This is a genomic window from Cohnella abietis (genome assembly GCF_004295585.1).
GTDB lineage: Bacteria > Bacillota > Bacilli > Paenibacillales > Paenibacillaceae > Cohnella > Cohnella abietis.
The window spans coordinates 6533183-6556865 of sequence record NZ_AP019400.1 but is presented as its reverse complement, the minus strand read 5'-3'; the positions used below and the strand labels follow the sequence as shown (position 1 = coordinate 6556865).

The window sequence follows — 23683 nt, the reverse complement described above, 5'->3', positions numbered from 1 at the left end:
TGGATTAGTAAATATAACGTTATAATGTTTAAGGGGTTAGAATTTATCTTCTAATAAAAGATTGGTGTGGGACGCTACGGTATTCGTGGCTTTAGTGTCTTTTTTGATTAGACTAAGATACACTCGTAAGAGACAAGAAATTAATTAAAGGGGTACATATATGAGCGAAAGCAGCTTTAATGACTATAAATTAAGCGACGAAATCGTCAGAGCGATAAGTGGATTAGGCTATCAGAAGCCGACTGAAGTGCAGAAGCAAGTCATACCGATCGCGCTTGAGAAGAAGGATTTGACCGTCAAGTCTCGCACGGGGAGCGGCAAAACGGCTGCGTTCGGCATCCCGATCTGTGAGCTGGTGGAATGGGAAGAGAACAAGCCACAAGCACTAATCCTCACGCCTACACGAGAGCTTGCCGTACAAGTAAATGAAGACATTACGAATATCGGTAGATTTAAGCGGATTAAAGCGACACCTTTATATGGCAAGGAGCCCTTCTCCAAGCAAGCCGCACAGCTAAAACAGAAGACACATGTTGTTGTGGGAACGCCGGGACGAGTTATGGATCATATCGAGAGGGGTACGCTTGAGCTTGAGTGTATCAGCTATCTCGTTATTGATGAGGCTGATGAGATGCTCAATATGGGATTCATCGAGCAGGTGGAGAAGATTGTTCAGAAGCTCCCTAAGAAAAGGGTCTCTCTGTTATTTTCCGCGACTTTGCCTAAGGATATCGAAAAGCTTTGTCATAAAATCATGAGGAATCCGGTAGACATCGAGATTACTTCTACGGCAGATGCGACAACATCACTTATCGATCACTCCCTGATTACTGTGAAGGAAGGGGACAAACCAAAGCTTCTACATGACGTAATTGTGGTGGAGAACCCGGACAGCTGCATTATTTTCGGAAGAACGCAGGAGCAAGTAGATAAAGTCTATCGGCAGTTGGATCAGTTGGGCTTTAGATGCGGCAAAATTCACGGGGGTATGGAGCAAGAGGATCGCTTCAAGGTGATGAACGAGTTCCGTAAAGGGGCTTTCCGCTATTTGGTTGCAACGGATGTCGCTGCCAGAGGAATCGATATTGATAGCATTACTCATGTCATTAATTATGATCTCCCACAGGACGCGGAGGGCTACGTTCATAGAACAGGAAGAACGGGACGTGCGGGTAAGACGGGTAAAGCCATTAGCTTTGCGACACCTAATGAGGACAAGTTTTTAGCGAATATTGAGGGTTATATCGGTTTTGAAATCCGCAAGCGGAAAATGCCTTCAAAGGACGAGGTCGAATTGAGACAGGCTGCTTTCGAGAAGAAGCTGAGCGTTCAACCTACGATTAAGAAGGACAAGAATGAACACCTTAACAAGGGTATCATGAAGCTGTACTTCAACGGGGGCAAGAAAAAGAAGCTCAGAGCGGTAGATTTTGTCGGAACGCTCGCTCGAATTGAGGGTGTAACAGCAGAGGACATCGGAATTATTACTATTCAAGACAGTGTAACCTTTATTGAGATTTTGAATGGCAAGGGTCCGCATGTGATTGAAGTAATGAAGAATACGACGGTTAAGGGTAAGCAGCTTAAGGTTCACGAGGCTAACTCATAAGAAGCTCATAAGAAACTCATAAGAAGCTCATAAGAAACTCATAAGAAGCTCATAAGAAGCTCAAATAGGATTGTAAAAGCACGTTCTCCATTGTTTTATTGTGGAGTACGTGTTTTTTTCTGTGGAGAATCGACTCCTTACTATTTCGTCCACCCATCAATGGTCCTCCTTGTAGCTGTTTGGATTTTTTTCAGGAAGAAGGGGAAATTAAGGTGGAGAAAGAAAGGGAGGAAATAAACAATGAAACGAATAGTGATAATAGTGTGTTTGGCTATGCTGGTGGCATGTAGCAGTCAAAATCAGAGCCAGAAGATGAAAACAAGATCTCAATCGCAATCACAGCCACGATCGCAATTTAACGTGAGCTCCGTTGATACAAAACTTCCTTACAATATGCATGTTGTCCAGAAGAATGAATCCATTGCTGATATTGCAGAGCGCTACCATGTGGATATTGGAGATTTTTTGCGGGCGAATCCAGATATCTCTAAGAACATAAATGAACCGCCCTCTTCCGGTAATGAAGGGACCAAAGCTCCCCAGCAGTCGGCGGATGCACCGTTAAAGCAGGATGAAACCGTTAAGATTCCGGCTAATGAGAGTATGACGGGCTACGAGTCAGAAGTATTAAAGCTTACTAATCAAGAGCGGCAGAAAGCAGGATTAGCTGCTTGTGCGGGGACTGACTCGAGCCTAAATCGTTCAGCTCGTGCAAAGTCAGAGGATATGGCTGCCAACAACTATTTCTCCCATGAATCTCCGACTTATGGAGATCCGTTCGCGATGATGCGGAATTTCGGTGTGCAATATCAGTCAGCGGGAGAGAATATCGCCAAGGGCCAACCGACTCCACAAGAGGTTGTCACAGCTTGGATGAATTCGCCGGGGCATCGCGCTAACATCATGAACGGTTCCTATACTCATCTTGGTGTTGGGTATGTTGTTAAGAATGGGGAAGCCTACTGGACGCAGCAATTTATCGGCAAATAAGATGGGTTTGGAAATGCGGCTTGAAGGAAAGAGATACGTGTGATAGAAATTAGGTCTGAATAGTGTACAAAAAATCCCCGACGGGAACGTCGGGGATTAACTATGACATATGAAGCTTAAGTGTAAAGTTGGTTGCGGGGGCAGGATTTGAACCTGCGGCCTTCGGGTTATGAGCCCGACGAGCTACCGGGCTGCTCCACCCCGCGACAATTGGAAAACCAGTGAATGCTGTATCAATCTCATCTGGAGTACTTACTATAGCTGACTTCAACAAAATTAGCAAGCATTCGTGAAATAAGATGTTCATTTTTCAAAATATCATTCAACTATGTATATATTGTCCGAGATTATTAAGGCGAACACTCAATTGGCAACAATTGTGAGACAGGGCTATCATGCACCTAGCACTGACACGGACTATGTCGATATCGACTGGACGATGGAAGATTGTTATGCGTTCAAGATCACGGTTACTAATAACAGTGGTCAAACTTCCAACATTAATTTGCGGAGAACGTATTTTCTTCATGTGGTTGGAATTAGTCTGCCCCGCCGACTACCTCCGTCCCAAACCGCAGCTGCAGGAGATAATTAGTCGGAGTCACCGCGCAACTCTGGATCAAACTATGTAAGTTGGAGTGAATTAGTCTGCCTCGCCGACTAACTTCGCCTCAAACCGCAGCTGCTGGAGATAATTGGTCGGAGCCTCCGAGTAACTCTGGATCAAACTATATAAGTTGGAGTGAATTAGTCTGCCTCGCCGACTAACTCCGCCCCAAACCGCAGCTGCAGGAGGTAATTAGTCGAAGAAACCGCGTAACTCTGGATCAAACTACGCAAATTGGAGTAAATTAGTCTGCCGCGCCGAGCAACTTTTATCCGCAGAGACTAGCTCACCTATGTATTTTCGCTCAAACCCGCGACTTTGAATGGAAGCCAATAAAAAATTGTGGTTTAACGGGGAAAGGTATTCCGTTATGACCGATTTTGTAGTATTCTTGTCCATGCGGAAGTTCCTTTAATTAGGATTTGGACAGGACACCCTCTCCCCTAATTATAGGAGCTTTTTTATTGTCTGATTAAATAAAATCATACAAATTTAGCACATTTTACTTCGTGGAAGTAACCTTGACAACCTGCTGAAATTTTAATGCAATGCTACTGGGAGTCACCGCGTAACTCTGGATCAAACTATGTAAGTTGGAGTAAATTAGTCTGCCGCGCCGCGTAACTCTGCCCCAAAGCACAGCAACTGAAGGTAATTAGTCGGAGTCACCGCGTAACTTTGGATCAAACTATGTAAGTTGGAGTAAATTAGTCTGCCTCGCCGACTAACTCCGTCCGAAGCCGAGCTAGTGTGCGTAAATTAGCCTGCCCCGCCGCTTAACTCTGTCATTCCCCGCCCCCATTCCCTAGCCCAATGGCAGCTGGAATGTGCATGAAATGATCTTTTTTTAATTACTTGCCGACAAATGTTTGCAATTATGTTTATCCTGTGGTATAGTTAAGTTCTTACATAAATATCTAAACACTGGAATCACGTATTGAAAAAGTGATCATCGTGATATGGTACCCTTTTCAATGTGTGATTTTTGTTTGAGCGAAAAAAACATGTTAATAACTTTATGGAGGTTTTCAAAAATGGAACAAGGTACAGTGAAATGGTTTAACGCAGACAAAGGATTTGGATTTATCGAAGTAGAAGGTGGAAATGACGTATTCGTACATTTCTCCGCAATTCAAGGCGACGGTTACAAATCCCTTGACGAAGGCCAACGCGTTGAATTCAACATCGTTCAAGGCAACCGTGGACCACAAGCAGAAAACGTTGTAAAACTGTAAGCTTTATAACGATAGAGATGCCCCTAACCTTCTAGGTTAGGGGCATTTTGTCGTTTCTTGACTAAATCATACTAATATCCCTTTGGAGTTCGGCACTCTTTATGGTAACCTGTTTAGTATTAGGTAAAGCATAGGATCGAGGCAATAATAACTGACGAATTAAGGAGAAGATGTTTGAATGGATCTCAATATTTCGGTGGAGCTAACCTCTGCTAAGAAACAAAAACCCGAAATTGATCAGCTTAGCTTTGGGAAGTATTTTACGGATCATATGTTTATTATGGACTATGATGCAGGGAAGGGCTGGCACGATCCGCGTATCATTCCGTATCAGCCCATTTCGTTGGATCCAGCAGCAAAGGTTTTCCATTACGGTCAAACCGTGTTTGAAGGAATGAAAGCATATAAGACGGCTGAGGGCCGCATTCTGATGTTCCGTCCCTATAAGAACCTACAGAGGCTCAATCGTTCCAACGCCCGTCTAAGCATTCCTGCCCTCGACGAGAACGTAATAATGGAGGCGTTAAGAAAGCTTGTTCTAGTGGATGAGGAATGGATTCCGGACGAGCAAGGCACCTCACTCTATATTCGACCGTTCGTTATCGCGACACAAGCTACGCTGGGAGTATCTCCATCCGAGCAATATCATTTTATGATCATCCTGTCACCGGTCGGCTCTTATTATGCAGAAGGAATCAATCCAGTTAGCATCTTCGTCGAGTCCGAGTACGTTCGTGCTGTGACAGGCGGAGTAGGAAATGCCAAGACTGGCGGAAACTACGCGGCAGGACTTAAAGCGCAGCAGGAAGCTACTGACAAAGGATATTCTCAGGTGCTTTGGCTTGATGGTGTACATCGGAAATACATCGAGGAAGTCGGGAGTATGAATGTCTTTTTCAAAGTAGGCGGCAAGGTCATTACTCCAGCATTAAATGGAAGCATATTAGACGGGGTAACGAGGGATTCGGTTATTCAGCTGCTGCGGTATTGGGATATTGAGGTTGAGGAGAGAGCGATCTCGATTAATGAGCTAGTTGAAGCTTATCGTAATGGTACGTTGGAGGAAGCGTTCGGGACAGGGACAGCTGCAGTTATTTCTCCAATAGGGGAATTGAATTGGCAAGGTGATAAGCTTGCGCTCAATGAAGGTCGGACCGGGCCGCTCTCCGCTAAAATATATGATTTCATGACGGGCATACAAAGAGGAACATTGGAAGATCCATTTGGTTGGGTTGTGAAACTCTAAGCAATTTATGAGCTAAAATCGACAATATCATACAATTATCGATCAGGCTATTGAAAAGAGTGCGACTATAATCTTATAATGAAGGTAAGAATACCTAATATAAGGTATTAAATTGAAAATTAATTAGTCATAAAGTATATACAACAATGATCCGCATACACGAAAAGGCAAACCTTTCGAAAGAGGGGGACGCAAAGCTATGGGCCTAAGGAACTAACGTTCTAAGGTTGCCAAGCCGTCGAATGGAGCGTAGGCATCTTCCATTCTGGAGGATGTCTTTTTTTAGTTATTCGGACTGAAAAAGTTTCTCACATATCCATTTCTGAATAACCTCAGACATATACATTCTTTCGCTATCCAAAAGACAGCGAAAGCTGTTTATGCGTGTACGCTTAACCGGCAGGCTTCTATTAGTTTGCGATTTGAGAGGTGCTTTACTTGAAGAAACCGGTTTCCGAAACCGAATTGAAGAAGCTAATCAATCAATTAAATCTGGAAGAGTCTTCACGAAGTCATGAAACGGGTGATGAAGTAGGAGGAGTGGAAGCCCCGCTTAATAAGAAGAAGCAGGATGGGTCGATCCACGTTATGAATCAGCGGATTACCGTTCAGAATCCAATCCATGGGGGAGAATATGCTGTCATTAACCCTATGAGCCCAGTCAGACTGTTTATTAATGATAAGGAAATTTATCAGGAATCGAAAGTGACAGCAGAGGATCGAATATCCTGGGAAAATGAAGAGCAGCCCCTATTTGAGATAATTATCTCGGATGACAAGCTCGCAGCTTACTTACACCTTCATGCTAAGGCGCGCTATTCCTGCCGACTTGTTGATGATGGACCGGCCCAGCAGCTGACTGTAAGAGTCGCAGAGGACATAGATATTGTACTGAAGACGGTGCAGCTTGGCGATGTTATTAGCAAGCTTGAGGCGATGTCCATTAAAGCGAGAATCGAATTCGCTGTTATCCAGCAAGAGCTGTTAAACCCTACTTTCCTGCCCGTAGTCGTGGCCAGTGGCAAAGAGACCATTCAGGGCAAGGACGCACAGCTTGAAGTTTATTTTCCCCAGCAAGTGGAGAGTGAATTTTTTGAGGTGGACGGGACTATCGATTTCCGCGACCATCTACGAATTCCATCCATTCGTAAAGGAGAAATGATGGCGAAGAAAATTCCTATGCTGGACGGGACCGCTGGGTATGATGTGCTAGGCTGTGTTACGGTGCCCAGCCCGCCCAAGGACCTCCCCATCATGGTGAAAGCGAATGTCGAGCTTATGCCAGATGGCTCCGTCGTGGCGCGGACACAGGGAAGGCCAAGGATAACGGGAAGTAAAATCAAAACTCTCGATATCTCTACTTCTTATGTTATTTCAGGGAACGTAGACATCAAGACGGGCAATATCGTGTTCTCCGGGGATGTTATTGTTTACGGAGATGTAACAGACAATATGATTATAGAATCTCTCGGTAATGTTTATGTCTATGGCAACGTATATAGCTCAACGATTACAGCCACGGGAAGCATTAATGTGAGAGGCAATGTTATTGCGAGCAAGCTTTACTCCGGTTATTTTGGCGTATTGTTTAATAGACTCTATCATTCTTCTAAGCAGTTGTGCGATTACATAGAGAAGCTATTGTATGCTTCCAAGCTACTTGTACAAGCTTTGGAGTCGAAGAAGCAAGAGGTTTCTTATGGACAGATTGTGAATCTGCTCATGGAAACTAAAATGATGGAAATCCCTGATGCCATCAAGGAGCTTCTCGCTGTCATTGATAATATCCAGCAAATTAAACAAGAGGAATATGTGAAGCTAAAGGAGGTTGCGGAAATTTTCTCGCAGCCGACTAAGATCGTCGAGATGGCAACATACGGGTTTGTTCAAAGCTTCCTAGAATTACTTAAGGTAACCCATGACGAAATTGAGAGAATGCAGGAGGCATATGTAGAAATTAGTATCAATCAGTGCCATAACAGCGAGCTGAAGTCCAATGGCGACATTGTCATCCATCGTGACGGTGTACTGTTGTGCGATCTATACGCCGCAAGGAATATTATTTTTGTCCATCAAAGCTCTATGTGCAGAGGGTCCCAGCTTGAAGCAGGAGACAGCATAATAGCTCAGATTATCGGTGGACAGACGGGCGCCAATACGGTGCTAAAGGCAAGGCGGAAGATTCAGGTGAAAAAAATGTATGCTGGTCGGGTTTGCATAGGTAAATATTGCAAGGATATCTTTGAGCCTGTCGAAAACACGACTTTCGATATCCAGGCACTGAAGAAGCAGGTATAGACCACCCGAGTGAAGTCTGATAACGGAAAGTGGTAGGTGGTATAGATATGGATGATCCGCAGCAGGAGTCTTTCTTGAATATGCGAGTAAACAAAAACATTTACAACGACATAGGAACCTTAATTATCCCGAATCATAGGGTGTTAACAATCAAAGATATCGATCGGCTTGCTCAACAGAACATCGTATTGTCAGATGATGATGTAGAGCCAGTATCCATTCTAGATTTAATCGATTCTGCGATAAAAGAAGTTAGGGATTTGTTTGACAAAGCGAGAAATTACGGCAGCGTTCCATTTGCTGACGTACGTGACAGAATTATCCCGATAATCATGTTCATGAGCAATCACCCGAATTTGAGTGAAATTCTGGTCCACTTAGAGGTTCATGATGAGTATGTATACAGACATAGTATAGGCGTCGCATTGTTATCTAAGCTAATTGGCAAAACCCGCGGTTTAAATGAAGCGGAGCTGCTGGAGCTCACTACGGCGGGATTTCTTCATGATATCGGGAAAGCTAAAATACCGGGAGCTATTCTTAATAAGCCGGGGAAGCTGACGGAAGAGGAATTCAAGGTAGTGAAGGAGCATTCTGTCTACGGGTATGAAATTCTCAAAAAATCTGTAGGTATTCCGGAACGATATGCTTATGTTGCGCTACAGCATCATGAACGTGAAGATGGGAGCGGATATCCCTTTGGATTAAAAGGGAGCCATATCGATGTTTACAGTAAAATCGTTGCGGTAGCAGATGTCTTTCATGCAATGGTTTCCAAGCGAGTGTATAAGCAGCCTGTTCCATTCTACAAAGTGCTTAAGGAAATGTCTGACAACCTATATGGCTCATTTGATCCAGGAATTACGCTTAGCTTTCTGAAACGGCTTATGGACGCAATGATTGGTAATACAGTGGTTTTATCGGATGGGAATGAAGGGAAAATTGTAATGGTCAGTGCTCAGGACCCGGTTCATCCAGTCGTTGAAGTTAAGGGAGTGTATATTGATCTAAGTAAAGAGCAGCAGATCCATCTAGAGAAAATTTTATAAGATGGGATTGCATAAGTTTAGGGAAAAGGAAAAGTATTTTTATCCCTTAGCTTTGCTGTTTTTATGTGTATACATATTTTGATCAGCCACCTTGATAAGCTCGTCTAAATTTTTGCCTTCATCAGGGTATAAAGATTGACCTACAGAAACGGACACAGCGATTGAAATAGGAATGGAAATTTTCTTTATTCTTTCTTGCATGTGAATATGTAAAGCTGCTGTAGCTTGTTCGTCAACGTTGGGAAGAATAACGAGAAACTCATCTCCGCCCCATCTGATAATATAATCCGTATTTCTGAAGGAATCGGTTAAGGCATCAGAAATTTGTCGCAGAACCTGATCTCCGATGTCATGGCTATACAAGTCATTAATGGTTTTGAAGTGATCGATATCAATGATTACAATCATGATTTTACTTGATTTTCTGTCTGCATCTTTCTTGAGCTTAGGGAAGATTTGCAAGGCGAACCTACGATTATTAACTTGGGTTAACTCGTCAATCTCAGCATAATACTTTGCTTGGTCATATTTCTTTCCCAACCGCCAGCCTACTAAGGCGTAGAGTGCCGCTATGCTAATGATTAGGGCGTAATAACTGTTACTTTGCCGCGTGTATGATAATAAAATCAGGAGCGCAGTATTTAAGATGACGATAGCAAGTGAGAGTAGTCTGCCCCTATAACTCATAATTGAAACACCGCCCTTACCAGTTGTTTGAGTAACTTAAGTATGTTGATTGCCCATCTTATAACTATAGTCTTCTATTGGACAAAAAAAATCCCCCAAACGGGGGGTACAGTTACAATTAAACAAGGTGCTGCTCATCCTTACTGGCGTATATAAGGTGAAGCCGTTTATTTACAGGGGTAACAACTGAGTTGTAGCCGTTTCTTTCAAACCAGTCCACTAAAGAATGGATCGAAGGGTAATCTGGAGAGCTTTCTTTACTCCCGTTATTCGATTCCATGAGATCGGCTATACATATACGACCGCTTGGCTTAAGCACTCTACCTATTTCTTCTAAAGCCAGAGGCTGTTGGTCGGGAGTTAGGTGATGAAAGGCAAAGCTGGACACAACGAAATCAAATTGCTCCTCAAGATAAGGGAGGGCTAGAAAATTCCCCAATCTTGTTTCCAGTGAAGGGTGCTTCTTATGGCAGAGGCGCAGCATCTCCTTCGATTGATCAACGCCTGACATGGTATGACCTAGATCCATAAACCGTACAGCCAAATTCCCAGTCCCCGTTCCAATATCGAGCCCTTGCTCGTTATCGATAGGTCGTATCTGACGTACGATAAGGTCTAGCGCTTGATCGTAGTCTGCATAGTTTCCTGAATTCGCGGAAACTCGCTCATCATGAGTGGTTGCTAACTGATTGAAGTTCCACCTATCCTCCCAATTGCCACGGTGCTCTCGCCGTTTCTTAGACGCCTCTGCCAGCTGGAATATATGCTCGAGGGGTAAGGATTGCTCGGTTTTGAGAAGCTGGATCATGTGCTCGGTCGTTTCGATGGCTTGTTTGATCTGCAGCCACTCTGACATCATGACCGACCGTTGCAGCTCCAGATAATACTGTAGCTCCTCCTTGTCGTCCTCGTCCCAGCTCTCTAAAGCCTGTTTAATATCAGATATAGACATACCAGCCTCCCTAAGGGAGATGATAGTCTGCAGCCTCCAGATATCCTTATCCGTGAAGGTGCGATATTGATTGTCCGGATGCTTGGAGGGAGACAGCAAGCCTTTGTGCTCGTAGAAACGGACTGCTCTTGGCGAGATATTAAGCTTATTAGTAACCTCTTTTATTTTCATGTCAGCCCTCCTTTATTTTTATTGTAAACATTGACCTAACGTCAATGTAAAGGGATAGTAGTAAGTGCCATTAGATTAGATTGGCGTATGACCTATAGCTGGAGGTGCACCATGAAGGTCAGTCTCTATGAGTTGATATCCATTATTGTACTTGTTTCCGCACTATTAGCTACAATATCTATTGTATATGCGAGCTGGAAAAATGGGATTTCCCCCATGCCTTCATCCCTTCGGGTTCGTGAAGTAGTAGTGAAGGAGATTAATCGATTAGGCGACAAGGGCGTAATTGTTGAAGCGGGGTCAGGCTGGGGAACACTAGGAATACATATAGGAAAGCAATGCGGCGGTTGGCGAATCATTGGCATTGAAAATTCATCTGTACCTTTGTGGTTTTCAAAAATCTGGTCGTGGATCACATTCCGACGATTTCAGAGAGTTGAGCAAAATCGCAAGACCTCGGTTACTTTTCGTAGGGGAAATATTTATAATTATACCTATGAGGATACCAGCCTAGTCATCTGTTATCTCTATCCCGGGGCTATGAAGCAATTAAGTGCGATCCTGCGAGAGAAGCTACCTCCTAGTGCACGAGTCATTAGCGCATGCTTTGCATTACCTGAGTGGCAGCCAGAGAAAGTGATAACCTGCACGGATATATATCGTACACAAGTTTACATCTACAGAGTAGGCGATAATGTATAACGATAATAAATAACCACCTCCCGTAAGATAAGGGAGGTGGTTATTTGCCGTGATTATTTAATGACGGAGGAATGAGACTGTCCGGATATAATTAACTCATCGACTGTTACGAATTCATAGCCTTTCGCGCCTAAATCTTTAATGATGGAAGGCAGAAGCTCTATCGTATGTTCAATTGCATGCTTGCGGCCACCGAAGGAGTGCATGAGAATGATTCCACCCTTATGGGTGTTGGCTAGGACGTTCTTATGCATTTCCGCTACGGAGCTACCTGCCCAATCTCTTGTGTCTACGGTCCAGAAGACATGCTTCATATTGTCTTTGTGAATGGTATCAAGCAATGTTTTGGAGAGAGCGCCATATGGAGCGCGTACAAGCTCCGAGGTTACACCAGTAGCTTTGAAGATAGCTCGTTGCGTCTTATCAAGCTCTAATTCCAATGCTGCAGCTGAAAGCTTGGATAGGTCTTTATGGGACCAAGAATGATTGCCAATAGAATGACCTTCATCAACGATTCTTTTAGCTGTTTCAGGAAATTTTTGTACTTGAGTGCCTACTACAAAGAAGGTTGCTTTAACGTTGTATTCAGCCAGGAGATCTAGTATTTCTTCCGTGTATTTATTATCAGGACCATCGTCGAAGGTTAGGGCAACGAGCTTCTTATTCTTATAGATATCCTTGTTAATAACGACGGGGGAAGACGTCGGCTCCTTGACAGGAGGCTGTGTTGTCGTCGCTCCCGGATCCTTGGATGCTTGAGGCGTAGCGACTGGTGGTACCTTGTCTGTCGTCAGTACAGCTGGTTCACTAGATTCAGTAGGAGCAGCGGCATCAACTACACCAGCCCCAGATAATCCGTCGCGACTCCAGCCTTGGAACAATGTAAATAAACTAGTTAATAGTGCTAGAGCTACTAACACCAACGCATAAGGTAAAATGCGTCTTTTTTTCGGTCTTTTTCCCCGCATTGCAAGTTCCTCCACTGATCCGCTTTCCAACCAGAAACGAAAGACGATAGGGGATGATCTTCGCAGGAGAGATCCCCATCCCCGCCTGTTAGGACCGAATTCGCATTCTGTTCTTTTTGGTTAACCTATTAGACGTAAGCAAGGGGGGAAAAGTTAGAGGATTTTCATCAAATTTTGAATTAATTTGTTTGATTTTGGGGACAGGTTAGCTATATATCATTTTATACAGCTTTTATATGTCCGTTGATTAATGATATTAGAAGAAGTAACGAAACATGCTTTGCTTTTTGGGAGCAATGGGGGTTGGTTCTGCTGCAGGAAGGAATAATTCTCCATAGGTAGACGGAGGCTTGCTTTTTACATTTTGCATCGTTTCAACTGTGGCAGCTAGCTGAGCTATCATCTTGCGCATTTCATCTATTTCCGCACGATGCAGAAGCACCTGGGCGGATACGACCTCATCGGCCTTCTGCTGTACAGAGCGTTCAACCTCGCGAATACGGGACAGGAGTTCAGTATGGTCCATTTGCTTATTTTTGTTTGTAGGTACCTGCTGTAGCTCCACAACGGGACTAACGGGACTAACAGGAGGAACAATATGATCTAAGGTATGTCCTAGCGCAATCTGTTCCTTAATGTATTGGAGCAGACTAATATCATCGTCAGTAAATACATAATGTCCAAGATGGTCCTTCTGAAAGAAAGAGGAGTAGTGAGAAGCCCACTTTTTCACAGTTGTTTGACTAACTCCCAGCAGCATAGATGCATCCTTTGTTTTTTTCACATCCATCGTGATCACTCCATTCGAACAAGTATTACTGTCCTAATTCGGGGTTATTGCTGTAACCCCTGCGTCGATGACAAAGGTAGTGCTAATACGCTAAAGAAAGTGCTCATTCGAGCGGGGGTTAGATAATGTAAATAGAAAAAATTACAAAACGATAACAGTTTGATAATAAGGTTATGAATCTATAGGGTACAATAGAGATATAACGCCTTTAAAGGAGTTCTTATTAATATGACAACAGATCAAATCTCGCAATTCGAAAAGAAGATCATTATTCGCAATATTGAGCGTGAAGATTTCGATAAAATCATTGAGCTGCAAAACGTATGCTTCCCAAACATGGGTCCTTGGAAAGTGGATCAATTGGAAAGCCATATTCGAATTTTTCCTGAGGGGCAAATCTGCGTCGAGCTAGACGGAGAAATTATTGGCTCCTGCTCAAGCCTGATTGTTAATTTCGATGATTACTTGGAGCAGCATACGTATTCAGAAATTACAGAAAAAGGATATATACGCAATCATAACCCGCGCGGTGGCAACCTGTACGGGATGGAGGTTATGGTTCACCCGGATTTTCGTCGGATGAAGATTGGCAGACGTCTATATGAGGCGCGTAAGCGGCTTGCTGAGCACCTTAACCTTAAGAGTATTATCGTGGGGGGACGCATTCCAGGGTATCACAATTTCAGCGATCAAATGACACCTAAAGAATATGCAGAAGAAGTGCTTCAGCAGAATATCTATGACCCTGTGCTTACCTTCCAGATGATGAATGGTTTCACGCTGAAGAGAATCATTACCAACTATCTATCCGATGACGCAGATTCTAAGAACTTTGCTGCGCTGCTGGAGTGGAACAACATTGAATACAAGCCGAGCATTAACAAAACACATTACAAAATGTCGCTGCCTGTCCGGATTTGTGTTATTCAGTACATGATGAAGAAGATTGATTCCTTCGAGGAATTCGCCACGCAGTGCGAGCATTATGTCGATGTCGCATCCGATTATAAATCTGATTTCGCTGTCTTCCCGGAAAATTTCACGATGCAGCTGCTCTCTTTTCTCGACGAGCGCTCTCCGAGTCTAGCTATCCGGAAGCTAAGCACATACACGACGAATTACGTCGAGCTTTTCTCAGAACTAGCAGTCAAATACAATGTAAATATTATTGGCGGTTCGCATTTTGTAGAAAGTAACAACCGGATTTACAATGTGGCGCACTTATTCCGTCGAGACGGTACAATTGAGCAGCAGTATAAGCTGCATATTTCTCCGAATGAGCGCAAGTGGTGGGGCATTAACGGTGGTTCCGAGCTTGGCGTATTTGATACGGATTGTGGCAAAATATCGATTCAGCTGAGCAGTGATATCGAGTATCCTGAGCTGTCACGGATCGTTGCAGAGGAAGGCGCCCAGATCATATTCGTACCTTTCTGTGCGGAGGATAGACAGATGTTTCTCAGGGTGAAATACTGCGCTCAGGCAAGGGCGATCGAAAATCAGGTGTTTATTGTCACTGCGGGTACAGTAGGGAACCTCACCCATGTAGACAACGTAGATATTCAATATGCCCAGTCGGGCATCTATACGCCTGCAGATTTCTCATTTCCTCGTGATGGTATTGCGGGAGAATGCAGTGAAAACACGGAAACCGTTATTATGGCAGAGGTGGATCTCGAGACGCTGGAGCGATATCGTAAATCGACAGATGCTTTATCCTTCCGAGATCGCAGAACAGATATTTATTCCTTACAAATTCGTTCTTAACATACAGGGGTGCACATGAAAAAGCTAAAGATCGCCACAACACAATATGGTCTTACAGATATTCATTCCGAGGAGCAATTCTGGGCAGGAATATCGACGAAAATAAAAGAGGCAGCTGAAGAAGGCTCTGCGATGGTTGTATTTCCCGAATACATGACCGCACATCTTCTAAGTGTAGAGCCATCCATGCTACATGAAGAAGCTTGCGATTACTTGGATCAGCGGACGGAGCAATATATCCGGTTTTTCAAACAACAGAGTCAGGAGCGGGGCATCGCTATTCTGGCGGGGACTCACATCTGTCGGGGAGTGGAAGAGGAGGAGTACGAGAATAAGGCATTCCTTTTCTTTCCTGATGGCCGAGTTGAAACTCAAAGCAAGGTGCATCTAACTCCGGAGGAGCAGATTCGTTGGCCGCTAGTCGCTGGAGATGCTCTTAACGTATTCGATACGGAATGGGGTAAGATGGCCATCTTAACCTGCTATGATATTGAGTTCCCGGAGCTGGCAAGAGCAGCGGCACTGAGAGGGGCTCAATTAATTCTCTGTCCGTCTTACACAGATAGTAAGCATGGCTATTATCGAGTGCGTCATTGCTGTCAGGCAAGAGCGATCGAGAACCAGATCTTCGTCGTGCTCAGCGGGCTTGTTGGAGCTTTGTCAGAGGATCGTCCGCAGGTCGATCAAGGATATTGCCAGGCGGGTGTGTTTACGCCGTGTGATATTCCCTTTGAAGCCGACGGAGTGCTCCAAGCGGGTGAGGTTAATGCCAATATGACAGTATTCGTTGAGGTGGACTATCACCAGCTTCGCGAGAATCGCGAGCGCGGCGCGGTTGCGCCATTTTATGACCGTCGACCTGAGTTTTATGAGCTCGGATAATGGGCATGATGCCTAGTCCTCTTTAGTAGGAGGAAACCAGATCGTCCGTAGATTCACCCAGCCCTGTGAGTTGAAGGTAACTCCTCGAACGGAGGGGAGATAGGCCGTGGGCAGCGGTCTCTCTGACACAACGCACAGCTGATGCTCTTTAATAAGGAGCTGCTCAATTAGATTTAGATTGTGTGATCTTTTTATGGGGTCAAGCTCAACCTTCACGACAGACAATAGCTTCTCGATATCGATTCGGGTGTGAGGATCGACATGCTCTGCGATTGTTAAGTAGAGGTCGAATAGACGGAGCTGTTCATCCTGATCGCGGAACAGGGAGAACAGGATCAAGTCAGACTCCAGTCGAATAGCCCCTTTGAATTCTTCGGGCGTTGCTGAGACGACCTTGCAGGAATAGCCGCATAGCTCAAGCTTGTTGGCGAGGCTGTCTGCGTCTTGCTTGTATGGAGGAATGGTCGCAAGCTGAAGGCTGATTGGATGCTCATAGATTAACCCTTCTTGCCCATCTGATGCAGGCAATGGAGCTATTTTTCCCCGAAGACTATCTAGTACGTGCGCACGAATGGTCGGATCGTTCAACGATCCGGCTTTTTGCGTATTACAGGTTACGAATTTTCTGACAGTGGTGTCCGAATGGATGTGACTCCAGGTTTTTTCGGCAGCAGAGGGACTATGGATAATGTGAAACGGCGATAGGGGGTCCCCCTGTCCATTCTCAGACTCCCAAGGGACATGAACAATTTCTACTCGATCCAGATGCGCTCTTCCTTGAAAATAAGGAGTGAACACCTCTAATACACAAACACGCTCACTCATCTCTGTGACCTTGAAAGGACCGGTTCCTATTGGTGTCGTCCCGAAGCGACTGGTTCCCAGCTGGCGAAGATCCTTCGGAACAATGGCGGCGCGACTCGTGCATAGGAAAGGGAGGAAAAGCTCATTAGGCTCCTCCAGCTCAAAGCAGACAGTCGTGAGATTAAGGGCGCGTACGGACTTGATTTGTTTGGGAATAAAGCTATACAGCGTTCTATGAGAAGAGCGAATTAGTCGCTCGAATGTGTAAACAACATCTGCAGCAGTCATAATCTGCCCATGATGAAAGAGCACCTCCTTACGCAGATGGAAAGTCCATTTTGTCCGACTGTCATCTACTTCCCAAGCGTGGGCGATGCTCGGCAAAATTTCATCGGGCTTATCCGTTGTTCGTATAAGCCCGTCAAACACGTGGCTGGAAACGAACGATTCGGCTAATAAATTCATGTATAAAGGATCAATGGTGTGAAGCTGCTGGCGAACTGGAATTCTTAGAGTATCAATCTGGCGATCGCTTTTGATCTCAGAGTGGTGACCGAAATAAGTGAGCAGCCAGCCTTGTAAATGCTCCTGCAGCTTGGATGAATGCTTGTGGGCTCTAATTTGGTCTATCGCTTGGTTAATTTCCTTCCTGTTGATGGCCTGCATGACGGATTGCACTGCGATATCTTCCGGTTGAATGATAAATTTCAAAGTCGAACGACGCCCACGACCGCGTAGAGCATCCCATGTGATCCACCCACACTCGGTCATTTTACGTACAATGTTCGTGGCATTGCGATGGGTACATTCAAGAAAATGGGCTAACTCGTCCAAAGTGATCTCAACGGAATCCAGGCTTCCATATTGAGAGTGGAGCTTTAAATACTGCTGATGCAGCTTCATAGAAAAGCTACCCCCTAGTTGAAATATGTCCCCCAATTCGAGACCTTCTATGTGCCGAGCTAAAATAGGAAAAATAAGAACGAGTTTTTTCTCTTTATTTTCCTATTTTAACATCTACAATAGGCAGTAGAAAGTCTGGAAGCGGAGGAATTCAAATTGAATGTAATGAAAAAACAGATTATGGGGCGTTCAGTGGCTGCGCTTATAGGGGCGTTCGTCCTAGCTTTTGTGCACCAGTATTTGTTCTATGGCAACCTGCCGGGGGTTTCCTATCCTCTATTCGTACTTCTTCTCTACATCTATCTTTTCCATGATATCAGGCATCAGCTGCTGGAAATTCCTTGGTTTGGATGGTTCCTGTTTACCGTTATTATGCTACTCTCGATGACATATGTAATATTTAATAACCCGTTTTTCTATGGACTTAATTTGGTTGTGATTCCGTCACTAGTGTTTGTACATCTTGCTTATACGCGGGGGAGGAAGAAGCACGTCTGGTGGAGCATCCGAATAGTGGGAGAAGCAATCAACCATCTCATTCCGCAAAGCCTACGCCATATTCCGACTGTCTTTCGAATTATTAAGGTGACAGCGATAAGGAAGATGGGGATTAAGCAGAAAAGTGTCATGGGGAAGGTTCTCATAGGACTTGCCATCGCACTGCCTCTCATTGTTGTCGTTATTAACCTACTAGCCTCAGCTGACGGGGTGTTCACACGTTTATTGGAGGCTATTCCGGAGTCATTGAACAGTGTCTCGCTTGGTGATAGTCTCATGAGATTTATCTGGATTATCGTTTTCGGAGTGTTATTCTTCGGTTACTTATGGGGATTTGTAAAACCCAGCTATGGGAAGAGTAAGCAAGTGATGACGATTGAGAAAGATAAGGTAGGCAAAGAAACGGCAGGCTTCAGGATTGATCCGATTATTCTGGTTACCCTGTTAATTTCGGTGAATATCGTTTACGTGCTGTTCGTAGTCGTCCAATTTTCTTATCTATTTGGGGCATGGGATGGGGTGTTACCGGAAGGTAAATCTTATGCGGAGTATGCCAGGAGTGGGTTCGTTGAGCTCGTAGTCGTTTCTCTTATTAATTTTGTCATCCTTATGGTTACTTTATTCTATGAGGGCGAATCAGAAACGGGCAGGCTGAGAAGAATGAATGCTGTGCTGCTCTATATATTGGTCGGTTGCTCAGGCGTAATGTTGTATTCTGCTTATATGCGGCTTGTTCTGTATGAAGAGGCATATGGCTATACGTATATCCGATTCCTCGTTCACGCCTTTATGATCTATCTCGTCATTCTGCTAATTATTGCGGCACTTAGAATTCGAAGCCGGAATATTCCGCTTACTAAGTGGTATATTTTCATCAGCTTGGTCGCCTATGTGTTTATGAATTACTTGGGGATGGATAGGGTTATTGCTGAGAAGAACATAGACCGCTTTAGAGAAAGTGGGATAATAGACGCGGGCTACTTAAGCGAGCTATCTACGGACACAATCCCTTTGCTTATCCGTTTTAGTAAAGAAGAGTATCCTGAAATGAAGCCGTATTTAAAAAGAAGATTCGATAAATTAGTGGAAAATGATTATAGGTGGCCGTCCTTTAACGGCTCGCGATACCGAGCAATTAAGGAGCTATACCCTTATGTAGAAGCGCCTAGCCTTAAATAACTCCACGATTCAGATAGTTTCTCGTTCCTGCGCCATTATACGTGTATAATGAGTTCAGAGGTATAGGAAGGATGAGGACATGTTTACTGTTACAGAATACAGCGTTGTGTTAGTAAAGGACCCATTTAAGATATTAGCAGGTACAAGGTACGAATTTAAGCTGGACCTCAATATTGAAGAGGACGATGAACTATACTCCGAACATGGAATATACGTGAAGGCTATCTATAAGGTCGAGGAAGAGCAAGGCAGCGTCGTAAACTATGATTTAATTGAGAAGTCGACGGATCGTTATCTCGACTTCGACATGGAAGCTGAAGAAGAGGAAGCGCTGGCTGCTTTCTGCAAGGAGCATTACTCCGAGGCTTAGTTAGATTACGAAAAAGAGATACGAAGATGAGAAGCCCTCCATTACCGCAGGAAGCTAAACGGTGCTGGAGGGCTTCTTGTTCTTGCAGTTGGTATTATGCCATGCAGGTACATCTGCTCTGGGGTAGAAGGCTACATAGCGTACCCGGCTAACTCGAGGAATCCTTTCCCTCTAATAGATCTCCGGTTACGATGGTCTATTCCGTAAAAGGTACAGGCCCCTTCCCATATGGCCTGAAGGGGACCGATGATCGGCATTTCTTGGCTGTCGAACATGGGTATGACATGCAGCTCAAGCTCATAATCAGGAATGGAAATGTGCCACTCCACTGGGTAGTTTACTAGTGTAGCTAGGCTTTTCCAATATCTCAAGGGCTGTAGCTTGATGCTATTTACAGAGGTCAGTGCACTGTCCTTCAGGATGAATATAGCTGTAGGAGGGGAAGTGGATTTTGCCGTACGTATCTGGCTGATTAACAGCTCTCGACCGTCATCAAATTGCAGCCCGAACCAGTTCCAGCCTTCGCCTCTAAGAAGCCCATAATAGCGTCCCCATTGGTGGTCAAACCACCCTTCACCGGATACCTGCTCTGAGCCATCATGATGATGAAGGTACCCCGAAACAGTATTCTGGGTAGACGAATAGTAATAAAGGCCATTCACTGTCCCTTTCTCGTCAACAATTGTTGTCCTTTTGCTGGGAGTGAATTTGATTTCTATATTAGCTTCAGGATCGTCAATACGAAGAATAAACTCCTGACTCCTATCATCTTTGAAGGTAAGATGAGCATGATCGTAATGAAGGACGGTTGGATGTGAGCTAGCGGACGCGTTCTTCAACCAAGCATGAGGACTTGGTAGCTGACCTTTGAGTAGCTTCCCGTATTGGCCCCATGTGTGCCTATCTGCTGGCTTGAGTAGAAAATATAAGGGCAGATACATTCCCGTCATGAGATGAGTTAACGGGCGATCCAGGAATGAGCGATGAACGGACTGTGGATTATCCAAGCGAATCAGGGAATAAATTAAATAATGTCCTTTAATCCCCGGCAGCTCTCCAACACGGAAAAAGGATGCCATCAGCGCATATTGACTTCCCCTGCTACCAGAAATAAAGGAATAGCAGTACCACCATTCCACATTGGAAGTCGGATGCACCGCTGCATCTTTAGGAATGGATACCGATCCTCTTTCATCATACATAGGCTTCTGCACACCTGACTTTTTTGACCTATCAGAGAGTATAGAATTTTTTCGATACTTTTCTGATATGTCTTCGACATAAACGATGAACGTCGTGATAGGACGGCGTTTAATGTTTATGCTTGCTACAAGGTATGTAGGGGCAGCATAATGGGCAACTTGTATTGCCTAACGTAGGAGGGGGAGCAGGAGAAAAATAAAGTCCCCCAAAGTGCCAAAGCGCCCCGCACTCTTGTGCCAGGAGGAGTCGAAGTATTTCGCTTGAGTAGAATGTTTTTCATCGTTAATAGCTAGTAGGGGTGCCTCCAAAGGTGCATTAACGATGTTTATGATCGTACTTGCTACAAAACAGACTCTGCGCATGATCATTTTCGTCGAAGTAGAATGTTTTTCATCGTTAATAGCTAGTAGGGCCGCCTCCAAAGACGCATTAACGATGTTTATGATCGTACTTGCTACAAAACAGACTCTGCACATGATCATTTTCGTCGAAGTAGAATGTTTTTCATCGTTAATAGCTAGTAGGGGTGCCTCCAAAGGTGCATTAACGATGTTTATGATCGTACTTGCTACACAATAGGCTTTTGCGCCTGATCACTTTTCATCGAAGTAGAATGTTTTTAAGTTATTCAGCGTGGATAAGTTTCACCTTGTCCATATCTGAATAACCTCCGAAATAAACGTTGAACACCGGAAAAAGGATGGCGTTAGCCGTTTATGCTTGATCAATCGTCTGGACGTGGGTCCTAGCTAACGAATCGTATCGAGCTTATTACTGGTAAAATAGCTTGTTTTTTGGTCTAAACTCCAGTGGCGGTATAGTGTGAAATTCAGAGGTAAAGGTGCTACTTTGCTGGGTATAACAAGTCTGGGGTTCGTTACAGCATAGAACGATTACATTTTAAGCATATAAGAGTTACTGAGTTCGTAAGCCTTATTTTGTTCGCATAGACTTCATATCATTGAAGCGGTAATATCGAACAATAGGTAATATTATTTGGAACGAGGTGTGGAGCTTGTCTTTTGTAATCAAGCTGAAGTGGTTTTTCAAAGATAGATGGTGGAGCTACATGATCGCCATTAGTTTCATGACTATTGTCAGTCTGTTATCCATGATTCCTCCTAAACTCATCGGGGATACGATTGATGCTATTAAGCAAGGCTCGCTGACCTCTGCCAATCTTAGTCAAACCGTAACCTTGTTGATTGGTCTTTCTTTGCTGATATACGTAATGGTTTATACGTGGATAACAACGCTATATGGTAATTCTTCATTGATTGAGAAGCTGCTTCGAGGACGGCTGCTGACGCATCTTACTAAGATGACACCAGCGTTCTTCCAGAGAAACAGCACCGGTCAGTTAATGGCTCTTGCGACCAATGACATCTCGGCAATCGGGCAGACAGCAGGATATGGCGTCATGACATTGGTCAATACGCTAGTGGGAGCTACAGTCGTCATTGCGATGATGCTGACCTTTATAAGTGCTAAGCTAATGATTGCTGCTTTGTTGCCCTTGCCTCTCCTGGTTGTAGTTATTAGCAGATTAGGTGGTAAAGTACGGGGGAGATTCATTGCTGCTCAGGAATCCTTTGGCAAGATGAACGACCACGTCCTAGAGTCCATCTCAGGCATCCGTGTCATTCGATCCTATGTGCAGGAAAATCATGATCTTCATGCATTTGATCTCATGACCTCCGAGGTTAGGGACAAGAATAGACGAGTATCGCTCTTAAATTCTTTGTTCCAGCCGCTGATCTCGCTAATTGTTGGTGTGAGCTATTGTATTGGAATCGGGTATGGCTCCTATCTCGTATTTCAAGACGAAATTTCATTGGGGCAGCTTATCTCCTTCAACATTTACTTAGGGATGCTGATTTGGCCAATGATTTCCTTCGGTGAATTTATTAATGTGCTCCAACGGGGCAGTGCATCAGCAGATCGTCTTGAAACTGCACTGTCACAGCAAGCCGACCTTGAGGATACGCGCAACCCTGTTGAAATCGCAGTACCGAGTACAATTGAAATGAGATCACTCACCTTCACCTATCCGACAGCCAATCGAACAAGCCTCGATAAGATTTCCTTTCGATTAGAGAGAGGGGAGACTCTCGGCATTGTCGGAAGGACAGGTAGTGGGAAAAGCACTCTTCTCAAGCAGCTATTACGGCAGTATTCAGTAGGTCAGGAGATGCTCTTTATTTCAAACACTCCGGTCGAAAATATTGCTCTTGATCAGATGAAGCGTTGGATGGCTTATGTTCCGCAGGAGCATCTTCTATTGTCTAAATCTATTCGCGATAATATTGCTCTTGGCAAGCCTAATGCTACACCGGAGGAAATCGCGCGTGCGATAGAAATGGCTTCCTTCACGCAGGATATCTCCCAGATGCCTGAAGGGTTAGATACAATCGTAGGTGAGAATGGAGTTATGCTATCTGGGGGTCAGAAGCAACGGCTTGCCATTGCACGTGCGCTGCTTATTGACTCAGAAATTTTACTGCTGGATGATTCCTTATCAGCTGTTGACGCTCGCACAGAGAGCCGGATTGTTCATCAAATTCGTCAAGAGCGTGCAGGTAAAACAACTCTAATCACGACGCACCGGTTATCAGCAGTCAGTCATGCGAATTGGATACTTGTACTGGATGAAGGGCGAATTAAAGAAGAGGGAACCCACGACGAGCTCATGCTTCTAGGAGGCTGGTACAGAGAACAATGGGAGCGCCAGCAGATGGAAGCAAGCTTAGAGGAATAACAAGACTCGCCCACC

The 23683-nt window shown here is 44.4% G+C and carries 20 protein-coding genes, 1 tRNA gene and 1 riboswitch; of the genes, 14 read left to right on the top strand and 7 right to left on the bottom strand.

Features of this window, described 5'->3' with window-relative positions:
• The first annotated feature begins 160 nt into the window (after positions 1–160).
• A complete protein-coding gene (locus KCTCHS21_RS28750; protein WP_130615855.1) occupies positions 161–1609 on the top strand; it encodes a DEAD/DEAH box helicase in 1449 nt (482 codons plus the stop codon).
• 240 nt (positions 1610–1849) lie between these two features.
• The gene (locus tag KCTCHS21_RS28745; RefSeq protein WP_232057997.1) at positions 1850–2599 is read left to right on the top strand and encodes a CAP domain-containing protein; all 750 of its coding nucleotides are present in this window, start codon (positions 1850–1852) and stop codon (positions 2597–2599) included.
• Between the two features lie 129 nt (positions 2600–2728).
• Here KCTCHS21_RS28745 and KCTCHS21_RS28740 read toward each other — a convergent pair.
• Positions 2729–2805, bottom strand: a tRNA-Met gene (locus KCTCHS21_RS28740).
• A gap of 122 nt (positions 2806–2927) precedes the next feature.
• Here KCTCHS21_RS28740 and KCTCHS21_RS28735 point away from each other — a divergent pair.
• From KCTCHS21_RS28735 to KCTCHS21_RS28715, 5 genes are all read left to right on the top strand, one after another.
• Positions 2928–3194 carry a hypothetical protein gene (locus KCTCHS21_RS28735; RefSeq protein WP_130615853.1) on the top strand — a complete coding sequence of 89 codons (267 nt, stop codon included), beginning with the start codon at positions 2928–2930 and terminating at the stop codon, positions 3192–3194.
• A 1046-nt stretch (positions 3195–4240) separates the two neighbouring features.
• Positions 4241–4441 carry a cold-shock protein gene (locus KCTCHS21_RS28730; RefSeq protein ID WP_130615851.1) on the top strand — a complete coding sequence of 67 codons (201 nt, stop codon included), beginning with the start codon at positions 4241–4243 and terminating at the stop codon, positions 4439–4441.
• 178 nt (positions 4442–4619) lie between these two features.
• Positions 4620–5687, top strand: coding sequence for a branched-chain amino acid aminotransferase (locus KCTCHS21_RS28725; RefSeq protein WP_130615848.1), 1068 nt, complete (start codon positions 4620–4622; stop codon positions 5685–5687).
• Positions 5688–5843: 156 nt separating this feature from the next.
• Positions 5844–5930, top strand: a riboswitch (cyclic di-GMP riboswitch).
• A gap of 195 nt (positions 5931–6125) precedes the next feature.
• Positions 6126–7985 carry a FapA family protein gene (locus KCTCHS21_RS28720; RefSeq protein ID WP_130615846.1) on the top strand — a complete coding sequence of 620 codons (1860 nt, stop codon included), beginning with the start codon at positions 6126–6128 and terminating at the stop codon, positions 7983–7985.
• 47 nt (positions 7986–8032) lie between these two features.
• Positions 8033–9034 carry an HD-GYP domain-containing protein gene (locus KCTCHS21_RS28715; RefSeq protein ID WP_130615844.1) on the top strand — a complete coding sequence of 334 codons (1002 nt, stop codon included), beginning with the start codon at positions 8033–8035 and terminating at the stop codon, positions 9032–9034.
• Positions 9035–9073: 39 nt separating this feature from the next.
• On the opposite strand, the gene KCTCHS21_RS28710 is transcribed toward KCTCHS21_RS28715, so the two are convergent.
• Entirely contained in the window at positions 9074–9721 is a 648-nt protein-coding gene (locus tag KCTCHS21_RS28710; protein WP_130615842.1) for a GGDEF domain-containing protein, read from the bottom strand.
• Positions 9722–9839: 118 nt separating this feature from the next.
• Entirely contained in the window at positions 9840–10844 is a 1005-nt protein-coding gene (locus KCTCHS21_RS28705; RefSeq protein ID WP_130615840.1) for a MerR family transcriptional regulator, read from the bottom strand.
• Between the two features lie 111 nt (positions 10845–10955).
• Here KCTCHS21_RS28705 and KCTCHS21_RS28700 point away from each other — a divergent pair, with 111 nt between their 5' ends.
• On the top strand, positions 10956–11546 hold the full coding sequence (locus KCTCHS21_RS28700) for a class I SAM-dependent methyltransferase (protein WP_130615838.1): 591 nt from the start codon (positions 10956–10958) through the stop codon (positions 11544–11546).
• A gap of 53 nt (positions 11547–11599) precedes the next feature.
• On the opposite strand, the gene KCTCHS21_RS28695 is transcribed toward KCTCHS21_RS28700, so the two are convergent.
• On the bottom strand, positions 11600–12514 hold the full coding sequence (locus KCTCHS21_RS28695; RefSeq protein ID WP_130615836.1) for a polysaccharide deacetylase family protein: 915 nt from the start codon (positions 12512–12514) through the stop codon (positions 11600–11602).
• Between the two features lie 256 nt (positions 12515–12770).
• Positions 12771–13304, bottom strand: a complete 534-nt coding sequence (locus KCTCHS21_RS28690) for a MerR family transcriptional regulator (RefSeq protein ID WP_130615834.1) — start codon at positions 13302–13304, stop codon at positions 12771–12773.
• Between the two features lie 228 nt (positions 13305–13532).
• On the opposite strand from KCTCHS21_RS28690, the gene KCTCHS21_RS28685 reads away from it, so the two are divergent.
• Entirely contained in the window at positions 13533–15071 is a 1539-nt protein-coding gene (locus KCTCHS21_RS28685) for a bifunctional GNAT family N-acetyltransferase/carbon-nitrogen hydrolase family protein (protein WP_130615832.1), read from the top strand.
• Between the two features lie 15 nt (positions 15072–15086).
• Positions 15087–15953, top strand: coding sequence for a nitrilase-related carbon-nitrogen hydrolase (locus KCTCHS21_RS28680; protein ID WP_130615830.1), 867 nt, complete (start codon positions 15087–15089; stop codon positions 15951–15953).
• A 12-nt stretch (positions 15954–15965) separates the two neighbouring features.
• Here KCTCHS21_RS28680 and KCTCHS21_RS28675 read toward each other — a convergent pair whose 3' ends face one another.
• A complete protein-coding gene (locus KCTCHS21_RS28675; RefSeq protein ID WP_130615828.1) occupies positions 15966–17660 on the bottom strand; it encodes an ABC transporter substrate-binding protein in 1695 nt (564 codons plus the stop codon).
• A gap of 165 nt (positions 17661–17825) precedes the next feature.
• On the opposite strand from KCTCHS21_RS28675, the gene KCTCHS21_RS28670 reads away from it, so the two are divergent.
• On the top strand, positions 17826–19337 hold the full coding sequence (locus KCTCHS21_RS28670; RefSeq protein WP_130616760.1) for a DUF4153 domain-containing protein: 1512 nt from the start codon (positions 17826–17828) through the stop codon (positions 19335–19337).
• Positions 19338–19416: 79 nt separating this feature from the next.
• Entirely contained in the window at positions 19417–19707 is a 291-nt protein-coding gene (locus KCTCHS21_RS28665; protein ID WP_130615826.1) for a DUF6509 family protein, read from the top strand.
• A gap of 131 nt (positions 19708–19838) precedes the next feature.
• Here KCTCHS21_RS28665 and KCTCHS21_RS28660 read toward each other — a convergent pair whose 3' ends face one another.
• Positions 19839–20909, bottom strand: a complete 1071-nt coding sequence (locus KCTCHS21_RS28660) for a lipocalin-like domain-containing protein (protein WP_130615824.1) — start codon at positions 20907–20909, stop codon at positions 19839–19841.
• A gap of 322 nt (positions 20910–21231) precedes the next feature.
• On the opposite strand from KCTCHS21_RS28660, the gene KCTCHS21_RS28655 reads away from it, so the two are divergent.
• Positions 21232–21489 carry a hypothetical protein gene (locus KCTCHS21_RS28655; protein WP_130615822.1) on the top strand — a complete coding sequence of 86 codons (258 nt, stop codon included), beginning with the start codon at positions 21232–21234 and terminating at the stop codon, positions 21487–21489.
• 427 nt (positions 21490–21916) lie between these two features.
• The gene (locus KCTCHS21_RS28650) at positions 21917–23668 is read left to right on the top strand and encodes an ABC transporter ATP-binding protein (protein WP_331871526.1); all 1752 of its coding nucleotides are present in this window, start codon (positions 21917–21919) and stop codon (positions 23666–23668) included.
• The last annotated feature ends 15 nt before the right edge of the window (positions 23669–23683 follow it).